Origin of the sequence: Streptomyces sp. NRRL WC-3626 (genome assembly GCF_000718785.1) — a bacterium.
GTDB classification, from domain to species: domain Bacteria; phylum Actinomycetota; class Actinomycetes; order Streptomycetales; family Streptomycetaceae; genus Streptomyces; species Streptomyces edwardsiae.
Window position 1 is genome coordinate 202,780 of record NZ_JOCA01000005.1, and the last position, 22,129, is coordinate 224,908.

A 22,129-nucleotide genomic window follows, 5' to 3' on the forward strand; every position below is an offset into this window, starting at 1 on the left:
CAATGGATGCCGTGCCCGCACTGGACGAACCACTGAAGAAGGTGCTCGGCCCCGCCACCGCGAAGGTGATGGCCGAGCACCTCGGCCTGCACACCGTGGGCGACCTCCTGCACCACTACCCGCGCAGATACGAGGAGCGCGGCCAGCTCACCCACCTCGCCGACCTCCCCATGGACGAGCACGTCACGGTGGTTGCCCAGGTCGCCGACGCCCGGCTGCACACCTTCGCCTCCGCCAAGGCCCCGCGCGGCAAGGGCCAGCGCCTGGAGGTGACGATCACGGACGGCAGCGGCCGGCTGCAACTGGTCTTCTTCGGCGCCGGTGTCCACAAACCGCACAAGGAACTCCTGCCGGGCACCCGCGCGATGTTCGCCGGCAAGGTCTCCGTCTTCAACCGCCGCATGCAACTCGCCCACCCGGCGTACGAGTTGCTGCGCGGTGACGCCGAGGAGACCGTGGAGACCTGGGCCGGCGCCCTCATCCCGATCTACCCCGCCACCGCCAAACTGGAGTCCTGGAAGATCGGCAAGGCCCTCCAGACGGTCCTGCCCAGCGCCCAGGAGGCCGTCGACCCCCTGCCCGACTCCCTGCGCGCGGGCCGCGGACTCGTCGCCCTCCCCGAGGCACTCCTCAAGATCCACCGCCCGCACACCAAGGCGGACATCGAGGACGCCCGCGCCCGCCTCAAATGGGACGAGGCCTTCGTCCTCCAGGTCGCCCTCGCCCGCCGCCGCCACGCCGACGCGCAGCTTCCCGCCGTCGCCCGCCGCCCCGAGCCCGACGGTCTCCTCGCCGCCTTCGACGACCGTCTCCCCTTCACCCTCACCGAGGGCCAGCAGAAGGTCTCCGCCGAGATCTTCACCGACCTCGCCACCGAACACCCCATGCACCGCCTGCTCCAGGGCGAGGTCGGCAGCGGGAAGACGATGGTCGCGCTGCGCGCCATGCTCGCCGTCGTCGACGCGGGCGGGCAGGCCGCGATGCTCGCGCCCACCGAGGTGCTCGCCCAGCAGCACCACCGGTCGGTCACCGAGATGATGGGGGAGCTCGCCGAAGGAGGGATGCTCGGGGGAGCGGAGACCGGGACCAAGGTGACACTGCTCACCGGGTCCATGGGAACGGCGGCCCGCCGCCAGGCGCTGCTCGACCTGGCCACCGCCGAGGCCGGCATCGTCATCGGCACCCACGCGCTGATCGAGGACAAGGTCAAGTTCCACGACCTGGGCCTGGTCGTCGTCGACGAGCAGCACCGCTTCGGTGTCGAGCAGCGCGACGCCCTGCGCGGCAAGGGCAAACAGCCCCCGCACCTGCTGGTCATGACCGCCACCCCCATTCCGCGCACGGTGGCGATGACGGTCTTCGGCGATCTGGAGACCTCGGTACTCGACCAGCTCCCGGCCGGCCGTTCGCCCATCGCCAGCCATGTCGTCCCGGCCGCCGACAAACCCCACTTCCTCGCCCGCGCGTGGGAGCGGGTCCGCGAGGAGGTGGCGAACGGCCACCAGGCGTACGTGGTCTGCCCCCGCATCGGCGACGAGGAGGACGACCCGAAGAAGTCCGGCAGGAAGAAGCTCCCCGAGGACGAGGCGGAGAAGCGCCCCCCGCTCGCCGTCCTGGACATCGCGGAGCAGCTCGCGCGAGGGCCGCTGAAGGGGCTCGGGGTCGAGGTGCTGCACGGGCGCATGCAGCCCGACGACAAGGACGCCGTCATGCGCCGCTTCACCGCCGGGGACGTCGACGTCCTGGTCGCCACCACCGTCATCGAGGTCGGGGTCAACGTCCCCAACGCCACCGCGATGGTGATCATGGACGCCGACCGCTTCGGCGTCTCCCAGCTGCACCAGCTGCGCGGCCGGGTCGGCCGCGGCTCGGCGCCGGGACTGTGTCTGCTGGTCACCGAGATGCCCGAGGCGAGCGCGGCCCGGCAGCGGCTCGACGCCGTCGCCCGCACGCTGGACGGCTTCGAGCTCTCCCGTATCGACCTGGAGCAGCGCCGCGAGGGCGATGTGCTGGGGCAGGCCCAGTCCGGCACCCGCTCCAGTCTGCGCATGCTCGCCGTCATCGACGACGAGGAGATCATCGCCGAGGCGAGGGAGGAGGCGGTGAGGATCGTCGCCGCCGACCCGGACCTGACCGGCCTCCCCGCGCTGCGCACGGCACTGGACGCCCTGCTGGACGAGGAGCGGGAGCAGTACCTGGAGAAGGGCTGACAGACTGGTACGGCCACCGACCAGCACAGACCGACAAGGACCGAGGACATGACCCGCGTGATCGCCGGCAAGGCCGGCGGACGCCGCCTGGCCGTTCCGCCCGGCCAGGGGACCCGCCCCACCTCCGACCGTGCGCGCGAGGGCCTGTTCTCCACCTGGCAGTCCCTGCTCGGCGGCCCGCTGGACGGCGAACGCGTCCTCGACCTGTACGCCGGCTCCGGCGCCGTCGGCCTGGAGGCGCTGTCCCGCGGCGCCGGACACGTCCTGCTCGTCGAGGCCGACGCCCGCGCCGCCCGCACGGTGCGGGAGAACGTGAAATCGCTCGGACTCCCCGGCGCCGAGGCCGTATCCGGCAAAGCGGAACAGATCATCCGCACCGCGCCCCCCCGGGAGCCGTACGACGTCGTCTTCCTCGACCCGCCCTACGCCGTCCAGGACGACGATCTTCGCGAGATCCTGCTCACACTCCGTACGGGGGGCTGGCTCAGCGGCGAAGCCCTCGTCACCGTGGAGCGCAGCACCAGAGGAGGGGAATTCGGCTGGCCGCCCGGGTTCGAGGCGATCCGCTCCCGCCGCTACGGCGAGGGAACGTTTTGGTACGGTCGCGCCGCCTCTACGTGCGAAGACGCACGATGACCGGACCGGAGAGCGAGGGATCACAAGTGCGCCGCGCCGTATGCCCCGGGTCGTTCGACCCGATCACCAACGGACACCTCGACATCATCGCCCGGGCCTCCCGGCTGTACGACGAGGTCTACGTCGCGGTGATGATCAACCAGTCCAAGAAGGGCCTGTTCGAGATCGAGGAGCGGATCGACCTGATCCGCCGGGTCACCGCCGAGTACGGCAACGTACGCGTCGAGGCCTTCCACGGCCTGCTCGTCGACTTCTGCAAGCAGCGCGAGATCCCCGCCATCGTCAAGGGCCTGCGCGCGGTCAGCGACTTCGACTACGAGCTGCAGATGGCCCAGATGAACAACGGACTCTCGGGCGTGGAGACCCTCTTCGTCCCCACCAACCCCACCTACAGCTTCCTGTCCTCCTCGCTCGTCAAAGAGGTGGCGGCCTGGGGCGGCGACGTGGCCCACCTGGTGCCGCCGGAGGTCCTGAGCGCCCTGACCGAACGGCTGCGCGGGGACTGACCGCCGGGGGCGTCCCGGTGCCCGCCGGACCGTCAACCGGTGTCCCCCGAACGCCCCATGGCCGTACAGTCGGTCCCGTCCGTCTCCAACACAGCTGTAGAGAGTGGCGAGCACACGGTGGACGTGCAGAAGAAGCTCGATGAGATCGTCGCCGCGGTCTCCAGTGCCCGGTCGATGCCCATGTCGGCCTCGTGCGTGGTCAACCGCGCCGACCTGCTCTCGATGCTCGAAGAGGTGCGCGCGGCCCTGCCCGACTCCCTCGCCCAGGCCGAGGAACTGATCGGCGGCCGGGAGCAGATGGTCGAGCAGGCCCGCCAGGAGGCCGAGCGGATCATCGAGGGCGCGCACGCCCAGCGCGGCTCCCTGGTCTCCGACACCGAGGTCGCCCGCCGCTCCCAGGCCGAGGCCGACCGGATCCTCGGCGAGGCCCGCAAGGAGGCCGAGGAGGTCCGCGCGGAGGCCGACGACTACGTCGACTCCAAGCTCGCCAACTTCGAGGTCGTCCTCACCAAGACGCTCGGCTCGGTCGGCCGCGGCCGCGAGAAGCTGCTCGGCACCGGCCCCGGCCTCGACGAGCAGGGCTACGAGGACGAGGACGCCCCCGAGCGCAGCCACGACCCGGAGACCCTGCGCCGCAGTGCCGACGAGTACGTCGACGTCAAGCTCGGCGCCTTCGAGGCGGTCCTCGCCAAGACCCTGGAGGCGGTCGGACGGGGCCGGCAGAAACTGCACGGCCGGATCGCCTCCGACGACCTCGGCGCCCTCGCCGACGACCCGTCGACCGTCCAGCACTCCAGCGACGCCGACTACCTCGCCGGCCTCGCGGACCTCGCCGAGCAGGACACCCCGGCCGCCCGGCAGCCCGAGCCGCAGCAGCAACAGCAGACGTACGCCCAGCCGGAGCCCGCCTACGGTTACCAGCAGCAGCAGCCGGACCCGTACGCCGGCTACCAGCAGCAGTACGGCGGTCAGCAGGACGCCTACGGCTATCAGCAGCAGCCCGATCCGTACGGCGCCTACCAGGGCTACGACGCGCAGGCGTACGACCCGGGCCAGGCGCAGCAGCAGCCCGGCCACGACCAGCAGGCGCAGCAGTCCCAGCAGGGCTACGCCCTGGACGAGACCAGCCTCTTCGACACCAGCATGATCACGCCCGAGCAGCTGCGGGCGTACGAGCGCGAGCGGGGTCTGTAGGGGCGGATTGGGCCGAGAGCGAAAGGTCCAGTATCCTGGCTCTTCGGTCGCGCTTACGTCCGCGATCCACGCTGCCCGGGAACATCGCGGGGCAGTGGTACCTCTGAGCTCGAAGACCGAAAGCAGGAATGGCCCTGAACGCCCGCCTCGACCACCGGAACCCCCTCGTGTTCGACACACACGAGCTGGGGCGGCGGCCCGGTGCGCAGCAGCGCCTGACCCGTACGGTCGACGCCCCCAAGGACTTTGGGATCAAGGACGTCATCGGAGTGCCGGAAGGCGCCCCGGTGGAGCTGGAACTCCGCCTCGAGTCGGTCATGGAGGGTGTGCTCGTCACAGGCACCGCCCGTGCCGGGGCCGAGGGGGAGTGCGTAAGGTGTCTGGAGCCGCTGGAGCGGGAGCTCACGGCGGACTTCCAGGAGCTGTTCTCGTACCCTGACGCCGACGACCGGGGCCGCGTGACCGCGGAACCGGGCGACGACGCCGAGGACGACGAGGACAGGCTCTTCCTCGAGGACGGATTGTTCGACCTCGAGCCCGTGCTGCGCGACGCGGTGGTGCTCGCACTGCCGATGCAGCCGGTGTGCCGGGAAGACTGCCCGGGTCTGTGCTCCGAGTGCGGAGCGCGGCTCGCGGACGACCCGGATCACCATCATGACGCCGTCGACATCCGTTGGGCGGCTTTGCAGGGACTCGCCGGCACCATGAAGGACGGCGAGAAGGACGAGATGAGCGGCGCCGAACCTGGCGTCGACGAGAAGCAGGAGAAGTAGCCGTGGCTGTTCCGAAGCGGAAGATGTCGCGCAGCAACACGCGCCACCGCCGGTCGCAGTGGAAGGCTGCGGTCCCCACCCTGGTTGCGTGCGAGCGCTGCCACGAGCCCAAGCTGCAGCACATCGCGTGCCCGTCTTGCGGCACCTACAACAAGCGCCAGGTCCTCGAGGTCTGAGCGGCTGGTGAGAGGCACTGTGTCGACGCCGAAGAAGAACTCAGCGGAAAACCAGGCCTCGTCCCACACGCTTCTGGAAGGGCGGCTCGGCTATCAGCTCGAGTCCGCCCTTCTGGTGCGTGCGCTGACCCACCGTTCCTACGCGTACGAGAACGGCGGCCTGCCGACGAACGAGCGGCTGGAGTTCCTCGGGGACTCCGTGCTCGGCCTCGTCGTCACGGACACGCTGTACACCACCCACCCCGATCTGCCCGAGGGCCAGCTGGCCAAGCTTCGGGCCGCGGTGGTCAACTCGCGTGCGCTGGCGGAAGTGGGCCGCGGGCTCGAACTGGGCTCCTTCATCCGGCTGGGCCGCGGTGAAGAGGGCACGGGCGGGCGGGACAAGGCATCCATCCTCGCCGACACCCTCGAAGCGGTGATCGGCGCCGTCTATCTCGACCAGGGGCTCGACGCGGCCTCCGAACTGGTGCACCGCCTGTTCGACCCGCTGATCGAGAAGTCCTCGAACCTCGGTGCCGGCCTGGACTGGAAGACCAGTCTCCAGGAACTCACCGCGACCGAAGGGCTCGGAGTACCCGAGTACCTCGTCACGGAGACCGGCCCCGACCACGAGAAGACCTTCACTGCTGCCGCCCGCGTCGGAGGCGTCTCGTACGGCACCGGCACCGGCCGCAGCAAGAAGGAGGCGGAGCAGCAGGCCGCCGAGTCCGCCTGGCGGTCCATCCGGGCCGCGGCGGACGAGCGCGCCAAGGCCGCCACGGAAGCGGAGGAGGCCGTCCGGGCCGCCGAAGCCGACGCCTCCGGCACGAGCGCCGACACCCCGTCGGCCTCCGCCTGACCCACCGGACGACCCGAGCGCCCGCCCCCGTACCGGGGCGGGCGCTCGGCGGTCGTACACCCGCCCGTGAAGGGGAGAGCATGCCCGAGCTGCCCGAGGTCGAGGTCGTACGGCGCGGACTGGAACGGTGGGTCGCCCACCGGACCGTCGCCGACGCCGAGGTGCTGCACCCGCGCGCGGTACGCCGTCACCTCGCGGGCCCCGACGACTTCGCGCACCGCCTCGAGGGGCACCGCGTCGGCGTGCCCGGCCGCCGCGGCAAGTACCTGTGGCTGCCCCTGGAGGACACCGGCCAGGCCGTCCTCGCCCACCTCGGCATGAGCGGCCAGTTGCTGGTCCAGCCGCACGCGGCGGCGGACGAGAGGCATCTGCGCGTGCGCGTCCGCTTCACCGACGCCCTGGACACCGAACTCCGCTTCGTCGACCAGCGCACTTTCGGCGGTCTGTCGCTGCACGACACCACCCCCGACGGACTGCCCGACGTCATCGCCCACATCGCCCGGGACCCCCTCGACCCGCTCTTCGACGAGGAGGCGTTCCACCAGGCCCTGCGCCGCAAGCGCACCACCGTCAAGCGTGCCCTGCTCGACCAGTCACTGATCAGCGGCGTCGGCAACATCTACGCCGACGAGGCGCTGTGGCGGGCCCGCGTCCACTACGAGCGCCCGACGGCCGGGTTCACCCGCCCGCGCACCCTGCTCCTGCTGGGCCATGTCCGGGACGTCATGAACGCGGCCCTCGCCGTGGGCGGCACCAGCTTCGACAGCCTCTACGTCAACGTCAACGGAGAGTCCGGCTACTTCGACCGGTCCCTGGACGCGTACGGCCGTGAGGGCCTGCCCTGCCGCCGCTGCGGCACACCGATGCGCCGGAAGGCGTGGATGAACCGGTCCAGCTACTTCTGCCCGGCGTGTCAGCGGGCGCCGCGCGTCTCGTCGTAGCGCTCACGCGCCTCGAGTACGGCGTCCATGCTGCCCTCGACATACTGGATGAGGGCCAGCAGGCGCCCGGCGACCTCATGGCCCAGCGGCGTCAGTTCGTAGTCCACGCGGGGCGGATTGGTCGGCTGGGCCTCGCGGTGCACCAGCCCGTCGCGCTCCAGCGCCTGCAGCGTCTGGGAGAGCATCTTCTCGCTCACCCCGTCGACCCGGCGGCGCAGCTCGTTGAACCGCAGCGAGCCCTCGTGGAGCGCGCCGAGCGTCAGCGCGCCCCAGCGCCCGGTCACATGCTCCAGAGTGCCGCGGGACGGGCACGCCTTGGCGAACACGTTGAAGGGGAGCTCCCGCTCCTCCGGTCGCGGCACGGTCGTCATGAACCCAAGATTACGCCAGGGCGGCGCCGACCACCGGTCAGCGCCGCCCCCGGCTCAGTAGCCGAAGTTCTGGGTCCACCAGGGGCCGCCCGAACCCATGTGGACGCCCACCCCGAGCGTCTTGAAGTCGCAGTTCAGTATGTTCGCCTTGTGACCGGGGCTGTCCATCCAGGCCTGCATCACGGCCTCGGCGTCGGCCTGGCCCCGGGCGATGTTCTCGCCGCCGAGGTTGGCTATGCCGGCCGTCTCGGCCCTGTCCCACGGGGTGTCGCCGTCGGGGTCCGTGTGGTCGAAGAAGTCCCGCTCGGCCATGTCGTCGCTGAACGCCGTCGCCAGGCCGGTCAGCGCGTCGCTCGAGGTGACGGGGCTGCAGCCCACCTTGGACCGCTCCACGTTGACCAGCCGGAGCACCTCCGCGCCGGCGACGGCCTCCGCGGAGCCGGCGACCGGAGCGGTCGTCCTCTGCTTCTCCGGCTCGGGCTCGGCCGTGCGGGACGGGGCCTCCTCGGCGGTCTTCTCGGGAGCCGCCGCGGTCTCCTTCTTCTCCGGCGTCTTCGTCTTCTCCGCGCTCTCCTTCTTCTCCGGTGTCTTCGTCGGCGAGGCGGGCGCTGACGGCTCCGGGGAGGCGGAGCGCTCGCCGCCACGGCTCGCCGGGGTGCCTGCGTCACGGCCCGGGTTCTCCAGGCTGCCCGCGGTACCGCCCTGCTCGGTGGGCGCGTTGGTGGCGACGCCACCGGCCTGCACGCTGTCGCCGGGGGTGCGGTCGCCGCCGAGCTTGTAGTTCTCCAGCCCGGGGACCGCTCCGGTGGCGACCGCCACCGTGCCGAGGGCCACCGCGGCGGAGACACCGAGCAGTCCGGTACGGACCGGGGTCGCGGCCTTCTTCTTGCGGCGCCGGTGCCGGTCCGGGCGCGGCCCGTCGGGGTCGGCCGCGGAGCCGTCGCCGGGGAAGGCGGGGCCGATCCGGTCCCGGCGCGCGGAGAAACCGGCCTCCGGGAAGCCGCCGTGGGCGGGGGCGGGGATGGTGGTGGTGACGTCGGTCCGGGGGAAGCCGGCGGCGGGGGCGCCGAAGTCGGCCTCCGGGAAGCCGGCGGCGGGGGCGGCGAAGTCGGTGCCTCCGGCGGGGGCCGTGGCGTCGGCCGTCGCGTAGAGGTACTCCGCGCTCCGCGCGTACGTCTCGGCGTACGCCTCCGGGTTCAGATACGGAGCCGTGCCCATCGTGGGCGGGCCGTCCCCCCGGTCACCCCCCGGATACGGGCCGCCGTCGTACAGGTCGTCGTGGGTGACCCCGGTGGCGCGGCCCGTGGCGGCGCGGCCGGCGGCGGAGCGTCGGTGGCGTCCCATGTCCCTGGCCTTCCTCGTCCGTCGGTCGACTCGTCCTCGCGACCAACCCGAAACTCGATGATCACGAAACTCACACCAACGAGTGAGTTTCATATGAGATTCATGGCTCGGGACGCTACCGCATGGCGCCTGGGTCGGGTGTGCCCCCGGTGACTTTGTCCGGTTAGGTTGCAGCCATGAGTGACGATGTGCGACTGGTCGCCTGGGTGCGCGGCCGGGTACAAGGTGTCGGTTTCCGATGGTTCACCCGGGCCAAGGCGCTGGAGATCGGCGAGCTGAGTGGTTTTGCTCTCAATCTCGGCGACGGCAGGGTCCAGGTGGTCGCCGAGGGCGCCCGCGAGCGCTGCGAGGGGCTGCTCGACTGGCTCCAGACCGGCGACACGCCCGGACACGTGGACGGGGTCACCGAGATATGGGACACACCGCGCGGCGGCTACGAGGGCTTCGCCATCCGCTGATCCCGCCCGCTCCGGCCGCCCGGCAGGCCCCGGCCGGCGCGCGACACGCGTCCCCGCCGACGAAAAAGTCCTGGTGATCGGCGAGAAGGGCTTGCCGCAGGGGGCGCCGGACGCCAGGATGATCGCCACGCTCCGAGGACCCGGGAGACTCGCGCCGCCGTCGTACACAGGCCGTGCGCAGCCGGTTGTCCGCCGATACGGGGCGTGATCGTGTTGACCCTCAAACTTTTTGGTGAGACGCTGAAAGCCCCGCGCACCTTAGCTGTTTGGCATGGCTGAACGGCAGTACAACTCCAGGCCTGTCAAGCATCGCGGGTGCGAATCCCTCACGACCCACACCGCATCGGTCGGTCACTCATTGTGGAGGACCATCCATCATGGCAAAGGCGCTTCTCGGTTACGTCGGCGGCTCCGACCCGCGACTCCTCGCCGAGATGCGACGGCTCCAGCAGCGCGTCCAGGACCTGGAATCCGAGCTCGGACGGATCCAGGCGGAGAACGACGAGCTGACGGCTGCCGCTTCTCACGACAGGATCATGGAGAGCGTTGACGCACACCAGGCGGAGCCTGCGCTCACCTGATCACTGCATCCGCTGAATCACTTCGCATCACTTCACCGCTGCACCAACCGCACAGCAGTGGTTCGGGCCTGCCCGTCACCACCGCCACGCGGTCAGAACAGCAAGGGACGCCCCGGCGTCCCTTCTTTCTTCAAGCCTCCGCGACTCGCGTCCTCACCCCGGCGTCCGCGCCCCCGCGCTCCGCCTCCGGCACTCGCTGCCCCGCGCATCCTTTCACCGTCTTCAACGTCTGGTGTGCCCTTCGCGTTCACCCGCGAAACCGTTCGTTCATGGAGTGAGACATGCCCGGCGGGTAGAGTCCGGCGGCGTGCACCTCAAGGCCCTGACGCTCCGCGGCTTCAAGTCGTTCGCTTCCGCGACCACGCTCCGGTTCGAACCGGGGATCACCTGCGTCGTGGGTCCGAACGGCTCGGGCAAGTCCAACGTCGTGGACGCGCTCAGCTGGGTCATGGGCGAGCAGGGCGCCAAGTCGCTGCGCGGCGGCAAGATGGAGGACGTCATCTTCGCCGGCACCACCGGCCGCCCCCCTCTGGGCCGCGCCGAAGTGTCCCTCACCATCGACAACTCCGACGGCGCCCTCCCCATCGAGTACGCCGAGGTCACCATCACGCGGATCATGTTCCGCAACGGCGGCAGCGAGTACCAGATCAACGGTGACACCTGCCGGCTCCTCGACATCCAGGAACTGCTCTCCGACTCCGGCATCGGCCGGGAGATGCACGTCATCGTCGGCCAGGGCCAGCTCGACTCCGTGCTGCACGCCGATCCCATGGGCCGCCGCGCCTTCATCGAGGAGGCCGCCGGCGTCCTCAAGCACCGCAAGCGCAAGGAGAAGGCGCTGCGGAAACTGGACGCGATGCAGGCCAACCTCGCCCGCGTGCAGGACCTCACCGACGAGCTGCGCCGCCAGCTCAAGCCGCTCGGCCGGCAGGCCGCCGTCGCCCGGCGGGCCGCCGTCATCCAGGCCGACCTCCGCGACGCCCGGCTGCGCCTCCTCGCCGACGATCTCGTACGGCTGCGGGAGGCGCTGCGGGCCGAGATCGCCGACGAGGCGGCCCTCAAGGAGCGCAAGGAAACCGCCGAGGCCGAGCTGAAGAAGGCCCTCCAGCGCGAGGGACAGCTGGAGGACGAGGTACGCCGGCTCGTTCCCCGGCTCCAGAACGCCCAGCAGACCTGGTACGAGCTCTCCCAGCTCGCCGAACGGGTGCGCGGCACGATCTCCCTCGCCGACGCGCGCGTGAAGAGCGCGATCTCCGCGCCCCCCGAGGAGCGGCGCGGCCGGGACCCCGAGGACATGGAGCGCGAGGCCGCCCGCGTCCGTGAGCAGGAGGCCGAACTGGAGGCCGCCCTGGAGGCTGCCGAACGCGCCCTGGAGGACACGGTCGCCCACCGCGCGGAGCTCGAGAACGCACTCGCCCAGGAGGAACGGCGGCTCAAGGACGCCGCGCGCGCCATCGCGGACCGCCGTGAAGGGCTCGCCCGGCTCAAGGGACAGGTCGGCGCGGCCCGTTCACGGGCGGCAGCGGCCCAGGCCGAGATCGAGCGGCTGGCCGCCGCCCGCGACGAGGCCCAGGAACGGGCCGTCACCGCTCAGGAGGAGTACGAGGCCCTCCAGGCCGAGGTCGACGGCCTCGACGCGGGCGACGCGGAACTCGCCGAGCGGCACGAGGAGGCCAGGCGGCGGCTCGCCGAGGCGGAAACCGCCCTCACCGCCGCGCGGGAGGCGGTCACCGGCGCGGAACGACAGCGCGCCGCGACCCAGGCCCGCCACGAGGCCCTGGCCCTCGGCCTGCGCCGCAAGGACGGCACCGGCGCCCTGCTGGACGCACGCGACACCCTCACGGGCCTGCTGGGCCCGGCCGCCGCACTCCTGACAGTCACCCCCGGCTACGAAACCCCCCTGGCGGCAGCTTTCGGCGCAGCCGCGGACGCGGTGGCGGCCACCTCCCCCTCAGCCGCGGCCGACGCCATCCGCCTCCTCCGCAAACAAGACGCGGGCCGGGCCACCCTCCTCCTCACCAACACCCCGGACCCGGCGACGGCAACGCCCCCAAGGGACGCGAGCGCCGCCCACGACCCCGCCCCCGCCGAGCCGCATGCCCCCACGGCCCCGCCAATCCCGGCGACGGCAACGCCCCCAAGGGACGCGGGGAACTGCGCGCCCAGCCCCCACGAACCCGCACCCGCCGCCGTGCATCCCCCCACGGCCCAGCCGAACACCGCGACGGCAACGCCGCCAGGGGGCGCGGGGAACTGCGCGAACAACCCCCACCCACCCGCACCCCCCGCCGCGGACTTCGTCAGCGGACCCTCCGGCCTGATGCCCGCCGTGCGACGGCTGCTGCACGGCATCGTGGTCGTCGACACCCTCGAAGACGCCGTGGACCTCGTCCACATCCACCCCCACCTCACCGCCGTGACCGCCGAAGGCGACCTCCTCGGCGCGCACTTCGCCCAGGGCGGCTCCGCGGGCGCCCCCAGCCTGCTGGAAGTACAGGCGTCCGTGGACGAGGCAGCCGCGGCGCTGGAGGAACTGGCCGTCCGCTGCGACGGGCTCGCCGCCGCGCAGGACGCCGCGGCCGCCCACCGCCGGGAGTGCGCCGCCCGCGTCGAGGAGACCGGCGAGCACCGCCGTGCCGCGGACCGCGAGAAGTCCTCCGTCGCCCAGCAGCTCGGCCGCCTCGCCGGCCAGGCGCGCGGCGCCGCCGGCGAGGCCGAACGTGCCTCCGCCGCCGCGGCCCGCGCCCAGGACGCCCTCGACAAGGCCCTCGCCGACGCCGAGGAACTCGCCGAGCGGCTCGAGGTCGCCGAGGAGACGCCGTACGAGGAGGAGCCGGACACGTTCGCACGCGACCGGCTCGCCGCCGACGGGGCCAACGCCCGGCAGACCGAGATGGAGGCCCGCCTCCAGGTCCGTACGCACGAGGAACGGGTCAAGGGGCTCGCCGGACGGGCCGACTCCCTCGACCGCGCCGCCCGCGCGGAACGCGACGCACGCGCGCGTGCCGAACAGCGCCGGGCCCGGCTGCGCCACGAGGCGGACGTCGCCGCGGCCGTCGCCGACGGCGCCCGCACCCTCCTCGCCCACGTGGAGATCTCGCTCACGCGCGCCGACGAGGAGCGCGCCGCGGCCGACGCCGCCAAGGCCCGCCGCGAGCAGGAACTCGCCCGTGCCCGCACCGAGGGGCGCGATCTCAAGGCGGAGCTCGACAAGTTGACGGATTCAGTTCACCGGGGCGAGGTACTCGGCGCCGAGAAGCGGCTGCGGATGGAGCAGCTGGAGACGAGGGCGCTGGAGGAACTGGGTGTGGAACCGGCCGGACTGGTGTCGGAGTACGGCCCGCACCAGCCGGTGCCGGCCCCGCCCCCCGCCGAGGGCGAAGAGCTGCCGGACACCGATTCCCCTGGCGGCTCCGCCGCGGGGGAGCACCCGCGCAACCGGCCCCGCCCGTTCGTGCGGGCCGAGCAGGAGAAGCGGCTGAAGGCCGCCGAACGCGCCTACCAGCAGCTCGGCAAGGTCAACCCGCTCGCCCTGGAGGAGTTCGCGGCGCTGGAGGAACGCCACCAGTTCCTCAGTGAACAGCTGGAGGACCTGAGGAAGACCCGCGCGGATCTGCTCCAGGTGGTCAAGGAGGTCGACGAACGCGTCGAGCAGGTCTTCACCGAGGCCTACCGCGACACGGCGCGCGAGTTCGAGGGCGTCTTCTCCCGGCTGTTCCCGGGCGGAGAGGGGCGCCTGGTGCTGACCGACCCCGACAACATGCTCACCACGGGCGTGGACGTCGAGGCGCGCCCGCCGGGCAAGAAGGTCAAGCGGCTCTCCCTGCTGTCGGGCGGCGAACGGTCGCTGACCGCCGTGGCGATGCTCGTGTCGATCTTCAAGGCGCGGCCCAGCCCGTTCTACGTCATGGACGAGGTCGAGGCGGCCCTCGACGATACCAACCTCCAGCGGCTGATCCGGATCATGCAGGAGCTGCAGGAAGCCTCGCAGCTGATCGTGATCACGCACCAGAAACGCACCATGGAGGTCGCCGACGCCCTCTACGGCGTCTCCATGCAGGGCGACGGCGTGTCCAAGGTCATCAGCCAGCGCCTGCGCTAGACCGGCACCGAATCTTCAAGTCCTGAACGAACTCTCCCCTCGTGCGTCTTGAATCTCACAGCGAAGCGACTGTTGACTTCAACAATTGAAGACATAGTCTCTGCAATGTTGTTCTTACCTTCAGGTACCCACCGCTGGACCTCGAAGGGCTGACCCCCACCCGGCGATGTTGCCGGTGGCCCGAGGAGTACACGTGACCAGCACACCGCAGGCACCGCAGTCAGGAGCCAGAACGGCTCACCCCGAACATCTCGGGCACGTCGTCTTCATCGCGGCCGCGGCCGCGATGGGCGGTTTCCTCTTCGGCTACGACAGCTCCGTGATCAACGGCGCCGTCGAGGCCATCCGCGACCGCTACGACATCGGCTCCGCCGCACTCGCACAGGTCATCGCCGTCGCCCTGATCGGCTGCGCCATCGGCGCCGCGACCGCAGGCCGCATAGCCGACCGCATCGGCCGCATCCGTTGCATGCAGATCGCCGCGGTCCTGTTCACCGTCAGCGCCATCGGCTCCGCGCTGCCCTTCGCGCTGTGGGACCTCGCCTTCTGGCGGGTCGTCGGAGGCTTCGCGATCGGCATGGCCTCCGTCATCGGCCCGGCCTACATCGCCGAGGTCGCGCCGCCCGCCTACCGCGGCCGGCTCGGCTCCTTCCAGCAGGCCGCGATCGTGGTCGGCATCGCCGTCTCGCAGCTGGTCAACTGGGGCATCCTGAACGCCGCCGACGGCGACCAGCGCGGTGAGCTGATGGGCCTGGAGGCCTGGCAGGTCATGCTCGGCGTCATGGTCGTACCCGCCGTCCTGTACGGCCTGCTCTCCTTCGCCATCCCCGAGTCCCCGCGCTACCTGATCTCCGTCGGCAAGCACGAGCGCGCCCGGCAGATCCTCGAAGAGGTCGAGGGCAAGAACATCGACCTCACCGCCCGCGTCACCGAGATCGAGTCGGCGATGCACCGCGAGGAGAAGTCCAGCTTCAAGGACCTGCTCGGCGGCAGCTTCTTCTTCAAGCCGATCGTCTGGATCGGTATCGGCCTGTCGGTGTTCCAGCAGTTCGTCGGCATCAACGTCGCGTTCTACTACTCCTCGACGCTGTGGCAGTCGGTCGGCGTCGACCCGACGGACTCGTTCCTCTACTCGTTCACCACGTCGATCATCAACATCGTCGGCACCGTCATCGCGATGATCTTCGTCGACCGCATCGGCCGCAAGCCGCTCGCGATCATCGGCTCCGTCGGCATGGTGATCGGCCTCGCCCTGGAGGCCTGGGCCTTCTCCTTCGACCTCGTCGACGGGCAGCTGCCCGCCACCCAGGGCTGGGTCGCCCTGATCGCCGCGCACGTCTTCGTCCTCTTCTTCGCCCTGTCGTGGGGCGTGGTCGTCTGGGTCATGCTCGGCGAGATGTTCCCCAACCGGATCCGCGCCGCCGCCCTCGGTGTCGCCGCCGCCGCGCAGTGGATCGCCAACTGGGCCATCACCGCGAGCTTCCCCTCGCTCGCCGACTGGAACCTGTCGGCCACCTACGTGATCTACACGGTCTTCGCCGCGCTCTCGATCCCGTTCGTCCTGAAGTTCGTGAAGGAGACGAAGGGCAAGGCGCTGGAGGAGATGGGCTGAGCCGACGGCCCCCACAGTCCGGGGAGAAGGGCTCAAGTCCCCGCCGCCCCTCTCCTCGTACCCTCACCGCCGCCCCGGCCCGGGTCATCCCCGGGCCGGGGCGGCGGTCTGTCCGCCGTAACGGGACGGCGCCCCGCCGTGCGCGGCGCGCACCCGTCCGCCACGGGTCCGCATCGGTGCCACCGGGGGACCCATGGCCGATACTGGACGCGTTATGGACATCGTCATCCTTGCTGTAGTCATCGCCGTGGTCGTGCTCGGCGCGCTCGGCGGGCTCATCGTCGGCAGCCGGCGCAAGAAGCCGCTGCCCCCGCCGCCGCCCGCCGCGCCCGACATCACCGCCCCTCCGGCCGAGCCGCACGTCGGCGAAGAGGCCGAGACGCCGCGGGAGGAACCGCGGCGCACCATCGAGGAGGTTGATCTTCCGGCGGGCGCCGGTCCCGTCGTCATCGAGGAACCGCCCGCCGCCGAGGCTCCCGAGATCGAGATCCCGGAGCCCACCGCCGGCCGGCTGGTCCGGCTGCGCGCCCGTCTCTCCCGCTCGCAGAACGCCCTGGGCCAGGGCCTGCTCACCCTGCTGTCCCGCGAGCACCTCGACGAGGACACCTGGGAGGAGGTCGAGGACACCCTGCTCACCGCGGACGTCGGTGTGCAGCCCACCCAGGAACTGGTCGAGCGGCTGCGCGAGCGCGTGAAGGTGCTCGGTACGCGTACACCGGCGGAGCTGCGCGGGCTGCTCCGCGAGGAGCTGGTCACGCTGGTCGGTCCCGAGATGGACCGCACCGTGCACACCGAGAACGCGGCCGGCGGGCCCGGCATCGTCATGGTCGTCGGGGTCAACGGCACCGGCAAGACCACCACCACCGGCAAGCTCGCCCGGGTCCTGGTCGCCGACGGCAACACGGTCGTGCTCGGCGCGGCCGATACGTTCCGTGCCGCCGCCGCCGATCAGCTGCAGACCTGGGGTGAGCGGGTCGGGGCCCACACCGTGCGCGGGCCGGAGGGCGGTGACCCCGCCTCCGTCGCGTTCGACGCGGTCAAGGAGGGCAAGGAGATGGCCGCCGACGCGGTGCTCATCGACACCGCGGGGCGGCTGCACACCAAGACCGGGCTGATGGACGAGCTCGGCAAGGTCAAGCGGGTCGTCGAGAAGCAGGCGCCGCTGGACGAGGTGCTGCTGGTGCTCGATGCCACGACCGGGCAGAACGGGCTGGTGCAGGCGCGGGTGTTCGCGGAGGTCGTCGACATCACGGGCATCGTGCTGACGAAGCTGGACGGTACGGCGAAGGGGGGCATCGTGGTCGCCGTGCAGCGGGAGCTGGGGGTGCCGGTGAAGCTGATCGGGCTCGGGGAGGGGGCGGACGATCTGGCGCCGTTCGAGGCGGGGGCGTTCGTGGACGCGCTCATCGGGGAGTGAGGTTCTGACTCCGGCTTCGTCGGATTCGGTGGACGTGCGGAAGCGCCCGGCCCTTCGGGGGGCGGGCGCTTCGCCGTGTGCGGGGGTGTACGGGGTGCGGGTGCGGTGCGGTGCGGTGCGGTGCGTGGGGGCGGGCCGGGGGAGGTTCGCGCTGCCCGGCGCTTGCGGGGTGCCGTCGCGCCCACCCGTGCCGCCCTGCGGCACGATTGCCCGCGGGAACGGCGGGACGGGGTGGGTTCGCCGCTCCTGCGGCGCGGATGCGGGCGGGAGTGGCGGGACGGGGGTGGGATCGCCGCCCTGCGGCACGACTGCCGGCGGGAGTGGCGGGGCGGGTTACGTTGCTGAACGGTGGGCCACGTAGGCCAAGGTGCCCAGGAGGAGGCGGGCTTCCGGGGGGTGGGCGGGGGAGTCCAGGGCGGGGGAGCGGAGCCAGTGGACCGGGCCGAGGCCGGCTCGGTCGGAGGGTGGGGCCGTGATGTGGGTGCCGGGGCCGAGGCCGTGCAGGTCCAGGGCGGCCGGGTCGTCCCAGCCCGTGCGGTAGAGCAGTTCGGGGAGCGCGCCGGCAGCCCCCGGGGCGACGAAGAAGTGGGCGCGGCCGTCCGGGGTGACGGCGACCGGGCCGACCGGCAGGCCCATGCGCTCCAGCCGGGCCAGCGCATGACGTCCCACGGATTCCGCGACGTCGATCACGTCGAACGCCCGCCCCACCGGCAGCATCAGCGCGGCCCCCGGGAACTCCGACCAGACCGCCGTCACCTCGTCCAGCGGCGCCCCGGCGCGGATCACCGGCGCGAGGGCCAGCGGATGCGCCCCCGGTGCCGGACACCCAGCGTCACCACAGGAGCAGGCGCCCGCCGTAGCCCGTACCCCCGGCACCACGTCCCAGCCCCACAGCCCGGTGCACTCCGCCACCACGGTGGCGTCCGAGGAGCGGCTCCGGCGACGCGAACCGGACCGGATGTCGCGGATACCCCGACTGATACCGATCGTGAAGCCCATGCCCCCTCCAACGGGTCCGGCGTTCCGATGGTTACGTAGCGAACGCGCGTCATGACTCTCTGTTTCGGACTTCCCGGCGCCGCCCCGCCCAACCGGCGCTTGGGAGCGCGCGGGGTGGTGCGCCCGCTGTCGCGTGCCCCTCAATGCATCGCCGCACTCACTTTTGGCTGTGCAGTGTCAAGTGAATCGTGAGATGGCAACGGTGAGTTCATTCGAAGGGGTGGCGAATGGTGGCGATTGCGGTTCCGCCATGGTGGGACGGGTGATCGTAGGGTTACTGTGTGTGCACGGCTTCTTGGGGCACATGCACTCGTGGGTATGCCGGTGGCAACTCGGCTTTCCGTTCGAAGGGTGACAACCGTCGGACGGGCGGCCCCGACAACCGGCATTCTGATAGGGCTTGGCGCACTCGGCGACAAGTGGTCTTCAGGGATGGGGGCGTTCCAGTGAGCGGCAACGGCGGCGGCGGGACGAATGCGGCGGGCGCGGAGAAACGCCCGAACGAGCTGCTCGCGTCATGGTTCGTCCGCAGCGGCTGGTCCAAGGGCGAGCTCGCCCGCCAGGTCAACCGCAGGGCACGCCAGTTGGGCGCCAACCACATCTCCACCGACACCTCACGCGTACGCCGCTGGCTGGACGGCGAGAACCCGCGCGAGCCGATCCCCAGAATCCTCTCCGAGCTGTTCTCCGAACGCTTCGGCGTCGTCGTCTCCGTCGAGGACCTGGGCCTGCGCACCACCCGCCCCGCACCCTCCGCGACCGGTGTCGACCTGCCCTGGACGGGCCCGCAGACCGTGGCCCTGCTCAGTGAGTTCTCGCGCAGCGACCTGATGCTGGCGCGGCGCGGCTTCCTCGGGAGCTCGCTGGCCCTCTCCGCGGGCCCGTCCCTCATCGAGCCCATGCAGCGCTGGCTGGTCCCCTCCCCGTCCGCCGTGCCGGCCCGGCCCGAGGCCGACCCGGCGTCCTCCGCCGCGCGGGCCCGCGGCCGGCTCTCCAAGCCGGAGCTGGACCTGCTGGAGACCACCACCATGATGTTCCGGCAGTGGGACGCCCAGTGCGGCGGCGGCCTGCGCCGCAAGGCCGTCGTCGGCCAGCTGCACGAGGTGACCGACCTGCTCCAGGAACCCCAGCCCGAGTCCACCACCCGCCGCCTGTTCAAGGTCGCCGCCGAACTCGCGGAACTGGCCGGCTGGATGTCGTACGACGTCGGACTCCAGCCCACCGCGCAGAAGTACTTCGTGCTCGCCCTGCACTCCGCCAAGGAGGCCGGCGACCGGCCGCTCGGCTCGTACGTGCTGTCCAGCATGAGCCGTCAGATGATCCACCTCGGCCGGCCCGAGGACGCCCTGGAGCTGATCCACCTCGCGCAGTACGGCAGCCGCGACTGCGCCGGCCCGCGCACCCAGTCCATGCTGTACGCGATGGAGGCCCGCGCCTACGCCAACATGGGCCAGCCCGGCCGCTGCAAGCGCGCCGTCCGGATGGCCGAGGACACCTTCTCCGAGGCCGACGAGTGGGACGAGCCGGACCCCGACTGGATCCGCTTCTTCTCCGAGGCCGAGCTCTACGCGGAGAACTCCCACTCCTACCGCGACCTCGCCTATGTCGCCGGCCGCAGCCCCACCTACGCCTCCCTCGCCGAGCCGCTGATGCGGCGCGCCGTCGAGCTGTTCGGCCAGGAGGCCGGCGCACACCAGCGCTCCTACGCCCTCAACCTGATCGGCATGGCCACCGTCCACCTCCTCCAGCGCGAACCCGAGCGGAGCGCGGTTCTCGCCACCGAGGCCATCACGGCGGCCAAGAAGGTCCGCTCCGAGCGCGTCAACACTCGTATCCGAAAGACGGTCGACACCGCCGTACGCGACTTCGGCGACCTCGCCGACGTCGTCGAACTCACCGAGCGGCTCGCCATCGAACTGCCCGAGACCGCGGACGCGGTCTGATCCACCGAGAAACCGCCAGGCCCCGGCCGCGGCCGGCCCTCCCGAACCGCCCGACTCGGCTCCCCCATGCCAGGTCATTCGGAGGCCGTCCGCGGCCGGTCGTGTGTCTCCCCGGCCAGGGCTCACCGCCGTACACCGAAGGCTGCGACACGATGACGACCGGCGCACCCCGGCCCCGGCGGTTCACCGACCCGTAACACACCAGGCGTCTTCGTCACGGCGGCGAAACAACGAGGGGCTTCCACCGAAACCGCGCTGCGCCAATCTCATGGCGCATAACCGGCCCACCCCTCAATCCGCTCGAGGCTTCGCCCGCACGGGGCCGTACCAACGACGAGGAGACGCCGATGGCACCAGCCATCACCCTGGCCGCAGACGCGCCCACGCTGTCCGCCGCCAACACAGGGTTCATGCTCATCTGTTCCGCCCTGGTGATGCTCATGACCCCGGGACTCGCCTTCTTCTACGGAGGCATGGTCCGCGTCAAGAGCACACTGAACATGCTGATGATGAGCTTCATCAGCCTCGGGATCGTCACCGTCCTGTGGGTGCTGTACGGCTTCTCCATGGCGTTCGGCACCGACTCCGGGGGCATCGTCGGCTGGAACTCCGACTGGGTCGGCCTCAGCGACATCGGCCTCACCGAACTCTGGGACGGCTACACCATCCCGGTCTTCGTCTTCCTGGTCTTCCAGCTGATGTTCGCCGTCCTCACCCCCGCCCTGATCAGCGGCGCCCTCGCCGACCGCGTGAAGTTCACCGCGTGGGCCCTGTTCATCGCCCTGTGGGCCACCGTCGTCTACTTCCCGGTCGCCCACTGGGTCTGGGGCGCCGGCGGCTGGGCCTTCGAACTCGGTGTCATCGACTTCGCCGGCGGCACCGCCGTCCACATCAACGCCGGTGCCGCCGCGCTCGGTGTGATCCTGGTGATCGGCAAGCGTGTCGGCTTCAAGAAGGACCCGATGCGCCCGCACAGCCTCCCGCTGGTCATGCTCGGCGCCGGTCTGCTCTGGTTCGGCTGGTTCGGCTTCAACGCCGGCTCCTGGCTCGGCAACGACGACGGCGTCGGCGCGCTGATGTTCGTCAACACCCAGGTCGCCACCGGCGCCGCCGTCCTCGGCTGGCTCGCCTACGAGAAGATCCGCCACGGCGCCTTCACCACGCTCGGCGCCGCCTCCGGCGCGGTCTCGGGCCTGGTCGCCATCACCCCGGCCGGCGGCGCCGTCTCCCCGCTCGGCGCGATCGCCGTCGGCCTCATCGCCGGTGTGCTGTGCGCCATGGCCGTCGGCCTGAAGTACCGCTTCGGGTACGACGACTCCCTCGACGTCGTCGGCGTCCACCTCGTCGGCGGCATCCTCGGCTCGCTCCTCATCGGCCTCTTCGCCAGCGGCAAGGGCCAGTCCGAGGTCCAGGGCCTCTTCTACGGCGGCGGCCTCGACCAGTTCTGGAAGCAGTGCGCCGGAGTCTTCGGCGTCCTCGCCTACTCCCTGGTCGTCTCCGCGGTCCTTGCCTTCCTTCTCGACAAGACCATCGGTATGCGAGTCTCCGAGGACGACGAGGTGGCCGGCATCGACCAGGCCCAGCACGCCGAGACCGCATACGACTTCAGCGGCGCCGGCGGCGGCGCGGCCCGTACCGCCGTCACCGCTCCCGTCGCCCCGGCCGAGAGCAAGAAGGTGGACGCATGAAGCTCATCACCGCCGTCGTCAAGCCGCACCGGCTCGACGAGATCAAGGAGGCCCTCCAGGCCTTCGGAGTGCACGGACTGACGGTCACCGAGGCCAGCGGCTACGGACGCCAGCGCGGCCACACCGAGGTCTACCGTGGTGCCGAGTACACCGTCGACCTGGTGCCCAAGATCCGCATCGAGGTGCTGGTCGAGGACGACGACGCCGAACAGCTCATCGACGTCGTGGTCAAGGCCGCCCGCACCGGCAAGATCGGTGACGGCAAGGTCTGGTCGGTCCCGGTCGAGACCGCCGTACGGGTACGCACCGGCGAGCGCGGCCCGGACGCGCTCTGACCCAC

General features: G+C 71.3%; 19 protein-coding genes. 16 read left to right on the forward strand and 3 right to left on the reverse strand.

What is annotated here, in order from left to right; genetic code table 11:
* Positions 1-2: 2 nt before the first annotated feature.
* The 8 genes from recG (at position 3) to mutM (ending at position 7,274) form a co-directional block, all read left to right on the forward strand.
* Positions 3-2,210, forward strand: coding sequence for an ATP-dependent DNA helicase RecG (gene recG / locus IF28_RS0109980; RefSeq protein ID WP_030216586.1), 2,208 nt, complete (start codon positions 3-5; stop codon positions 2,208-2,210).
* A gap of 48 nt (positions 2,211-2,258) precedes the next feature.
* On the forward strand, positions 2,259-2,846 hold the full coding sequence (rsmD, locus tag IF28_RS0109985) for a 16S rRNA (guanine(966)-N(2))-methyltransferase RsmD (RefSeq protein WP_030216587.1): 588 nt from the start codon (positions 2,259-2,261) through the stop codon (positions 2,844-2,846).
* A 26-nt stretch (positions 2,847-2,872) separates the two neighbouring features.
* Positions 2,873-3,352, forward strand: a complete 480-nt coding sequence (gene coaD, locus IF28_RS0109990; protein ID WP_030216588.1) for a pantetheine-phosphate adenylyltransferase — start codon at positions 2,873-2,875, stop codon at positions 3,350-3,352.
* Between the two features lie 117 nt (positions 3,353-3,469).
* Positions 3,470-4,546, forward strand: coding sequence for an ATP synthase F0 subunit B (locus tag IF28_RS0109995; protein WP_030216589.1), 1,077 nt, complete (start codon positions 3,470-3,472; stop codon positions 4,544-4,546).
* Positions 4,547-4,674: 128 nt separating this feature from the next.
* Entirely contained in the window at positions 4,675-5,319 is a 645-nt protein-coding gene (locus IF28_RS0110000; protein WP_030216590.1) for a YceD family protein, read from the forward strand.
* A 2-nt stretch (positions 5,320-5,321) separates the two neighbouring features.
* Entirely contained in the window at positions 5,322-5,495 is a 174-nt protein-coding gene (rpmF, locus tag IF28_RS0110005; protein WP_007493396.1) for a 50S ribosomal protein L32, read from the forward strand.
* Positions 5,496-5,514: 19 nt separating this feature from the next.
* Complete coding sequence (gene rnc, locus IF28_RS0110010; RefSeq protein WP_030216591.1) at positions 5,515-6,333, forward strand: ribonuclease III; 819 nt, start codon at positions 5,515-5,517, stop codon at positions 6,331-6,333.
* 80 nt (positions 6,334-6,413) lie between these two features.
* A complete protein-coding gene (mutM, locus tag IF28_RS0110015; protein ID WP_030216592.1) occupies positions 6,414-7,274 on the forward strand; it encodes a bifunctional DNA-formamidopyrimidine glycosylase/DNA-(apurinic or apyrimidinic site) lyase in 861 nt (286 codons plus the stop codon).
* Here the strand turns inward: mutM and IF28_RS0110020 are convergent.
* Both IF28_RS0110020 and IF28_RS0110025 read right to left on the reverse strand, forming a co-directional pair.
* The gene (locus IF28_RS0110020) at positions 7,247-7,645 is read right to left on the reverse strand and encodes a winged helix-turn-helix transcriptional regulator (RefSeq protein WP_030216593.1); all 399 of its coding nucleotides are present in this window, start codon (positions 7,643-7,645) and stop codon (positions 7,247-7,249) included. The two genes, mutM and IF28_RS0110020, sit on opposite strands and share 28 nt — an antisense overlap.
* Positions 7,646-7,699: 54 nt before the next feature.
* Entirely contained in the window at positions 7,700-8,989 is a 1,290-nt protein-coding gene (locus tag IF28_RS0110025; protein WP_030216594.1) for a CAP domain-containing protein, read from the reverse strand.
* 176 nt (positions 8,990-9,165) lie between these two features.
* On the opposite strand from IF28_RS0110025, the gene IF28_RS0110030 reads away from it, so the two are divergent.
* From IF28_RS0110030 to ftsY, 5 genes are all read left to right on the forward strand, one after another.
* Positions 9,166-9,447, forward strand: coding sequence for an acylphosphatase (locus tag IF28_RS0110030; protein ID WP_030216595.1), 282 nt, complete (start codon positions 9,166-9,168; stop codon positions 9,445-9,447).
* 377 nt (positions 9,448-9,824) lie between these two features.
* Complete coding sequence (locus IF28_RS0110035; RefSeq protein ID WP_030216596.1) at positions 9,825-10,028, forward strand: hypothetical protein; 204 nt, start codon at positions 9,825-9,827, stop codon at positions 10,026-10,028.
* A gap of 307 nt (positions 10,029-10,335) precedes the next feature.
* Positions 10,336-14,130 carry an AAA family ATPase gene (locus tag IF28_RS0110040; protein WP_030216597.1) on the forward strand — a complete coding sequence of 1,265 codons (3,795 nt, stop codon included), beginning with the start codon at positions 10,336-10,338 and terminating at the stop codon, positions 14,128-14,130.
* Positions 14,131-14,323: 193 nt separating this feature from the next.
* A complete protein-coding gene (locus tag IF28_RS0110045) occupies positions 14,324-15,742 on the forward strand; it encodes a sugar porter family MFS transporter (RefSeq protein WP_030216598.1) in 1,419 nt (472 codons plus the stop codon).
* Positions 15,743-15,956: 214 nt separating this feature from the next.
* Entirely contained in the window at positions 15,957-17,159 is a 1,203-nt protein-coding gene (ftsY, locus tag IF28_RS0110050) for a signal recognition particle-docking protein FtsY (protein ID WP_030216599.1), read from the forward strand.
* 333 nt (positions 17,160-17,492) lie between these two features.
* Here the strand turns inward: ftsY and IF28_RS0110055 are convergent, their stop codons facing one another.
* The gene (locus tag IF28_RS0110055) at positions 17,493-18,158 is read right to left on the reverse strand and encodes a bifunctional DNA primase/polymerase (protein ID WP_030216600.1); all 666 of its coding nucleotides are present in this window, start codon (positions 18,156-18,158) and stop codon (positions 17,493-17,495) included.
* A gap of 446 nt (positions 18,159-18,604) precedes the next feature.
* Here IF28_RS0110055 and IF28_RS0110060 point away from each other — a divergent pair, with 446 nt between their 5' ends.
* From IF28_RS0110060 to IF28_RS0110070, 3 genes are all read left to right on the forward strand, one after another.
* Entirely contained in the window at positions 18,605-20,101 is a 1,497-nt protein-coding gene (locus IF28_RS0110060) for a hypothetical protein (protein WP_030216601.1), read from the forward strand.
* Positions 20,102-20,448: 347 nt separating this feature from the next.
* On the forward strand, positions 20,449-21,789 hold the full coding sequence (locus tag IF28_RS0110065; RefSeq protein WP_030216602.1) for an ammonium transporter: 1,341 nt from the start codon (positions 20,449-20,451) through the stop codon (positions 21,787-21,789).
* The gene (locus tag IF28_RS0110070; RefSeq protein ID WP_004924863.1) at positions 21,786-22,124 is read left to right on the forward strand and encodes a P-II family nitrogen regulator; all 339 of its coding nucleotides are present in this window, start codon (positions 21,786-21,788) and stop codon (positions 22,122-22,124) included. Before IF28_RS0110065 ends, IF28_RS0110070 begins: the two co-directional genes overlap by 4 nt.
* Positions 22,125-22,129: the final 5 nt, after the last annotated feature.

What these genes read in the sequence shown, in the direction of transcription:
- IF28_RS0110030 (WP_030216595.1), top strand. Translation starts at nt 9,166, where the DNA reads ATGAGTGACGATGTGCGACTGGTCGCCTGGGTGCGCGGCCGGGTACAA.
- rsmD (WP_030216587.1), top strand. Translation starts at nt 2,259, where the DNA reads ATGACCCGCGTGATCGCCGGCAAGGCCGGCGGACGCCGCCTGGCCGTT.
- ftsY (WP_030216599.1), top strand. Translation starts at nt 15,957, where the DNA reads ATGGACATCGTCATCCTTGCTGTAGTCATCGCCGTGGTCGTGCTCGGC.
- IF28_RS0110035 (WP_030216596.1), top strand. Translation starts at nt 9,825, where the DNA reads ATGGCAAAGGCGCTTCTCGGTTACGTCGGCGGCTCCGACCCGCGACTC.
- IF28_RS0110070 (WP_004924863.1), top strand. Translation starts at nt 21,786, where the DNA reads ATGAAGCTCATCACCGCCGTCGTCAAGCCGCACCGGCTCGACGAGATC.
- recG (WP_030216586.1), top strand. Translation starts at nt 3, where the DNA reads ATGGATGCCGTGCCCGCACTGGACGAACCACTGAAGAAGGTGCTCGGC.
- IF28_RS0110065 (WP_030216602.1), top strand. Translation starts at nt 20,449, where the DNA reads ATGGCACCAGCCATCACCCTGGCCGCAGACGCGCCCACGCTGTCCGCC.
- IF28_RS0110020 (WP_030216593.1), bottom strand. Translation starts at nt 7,645, where the DNA reads ATGACGACCGTGCCGCGACCGGAGGAGCGGGAGCTCCCCTTCAACGTG.
- IF28_RS0110000 (WP_030216590.1), top strand. Translation starts at nt 4,675, where the DNA reads ATGGCCCTGAACGCCCGCCTCGACCACCGGAACCCCCTCGTGTTCGAC.
- mutM (WP_030216592.1), top strand. Translation starts at nt 6,414, where the DNA reads ATGCCCGAGCTGCCCGAGGTCGAGGTCGTACGGCGCGGACTGGAACGG.
- IF28_RS0110055 (WP_030216600.1), bottom strand. Translation starts at nt 18,158, where the DNA reads ATGGGCTTCACGATCGGTATCAGTCGGGGTATCCGCGACATCCGGTCC.
- IF28_RS0110025 (WP_030216594.1), bottom strand. Translation starts at nt 8,989, where the DNA reads ATGGGACGCCACCGACGCTCCGCCGCCGGCCGCGCCGCCACGGGCCGC.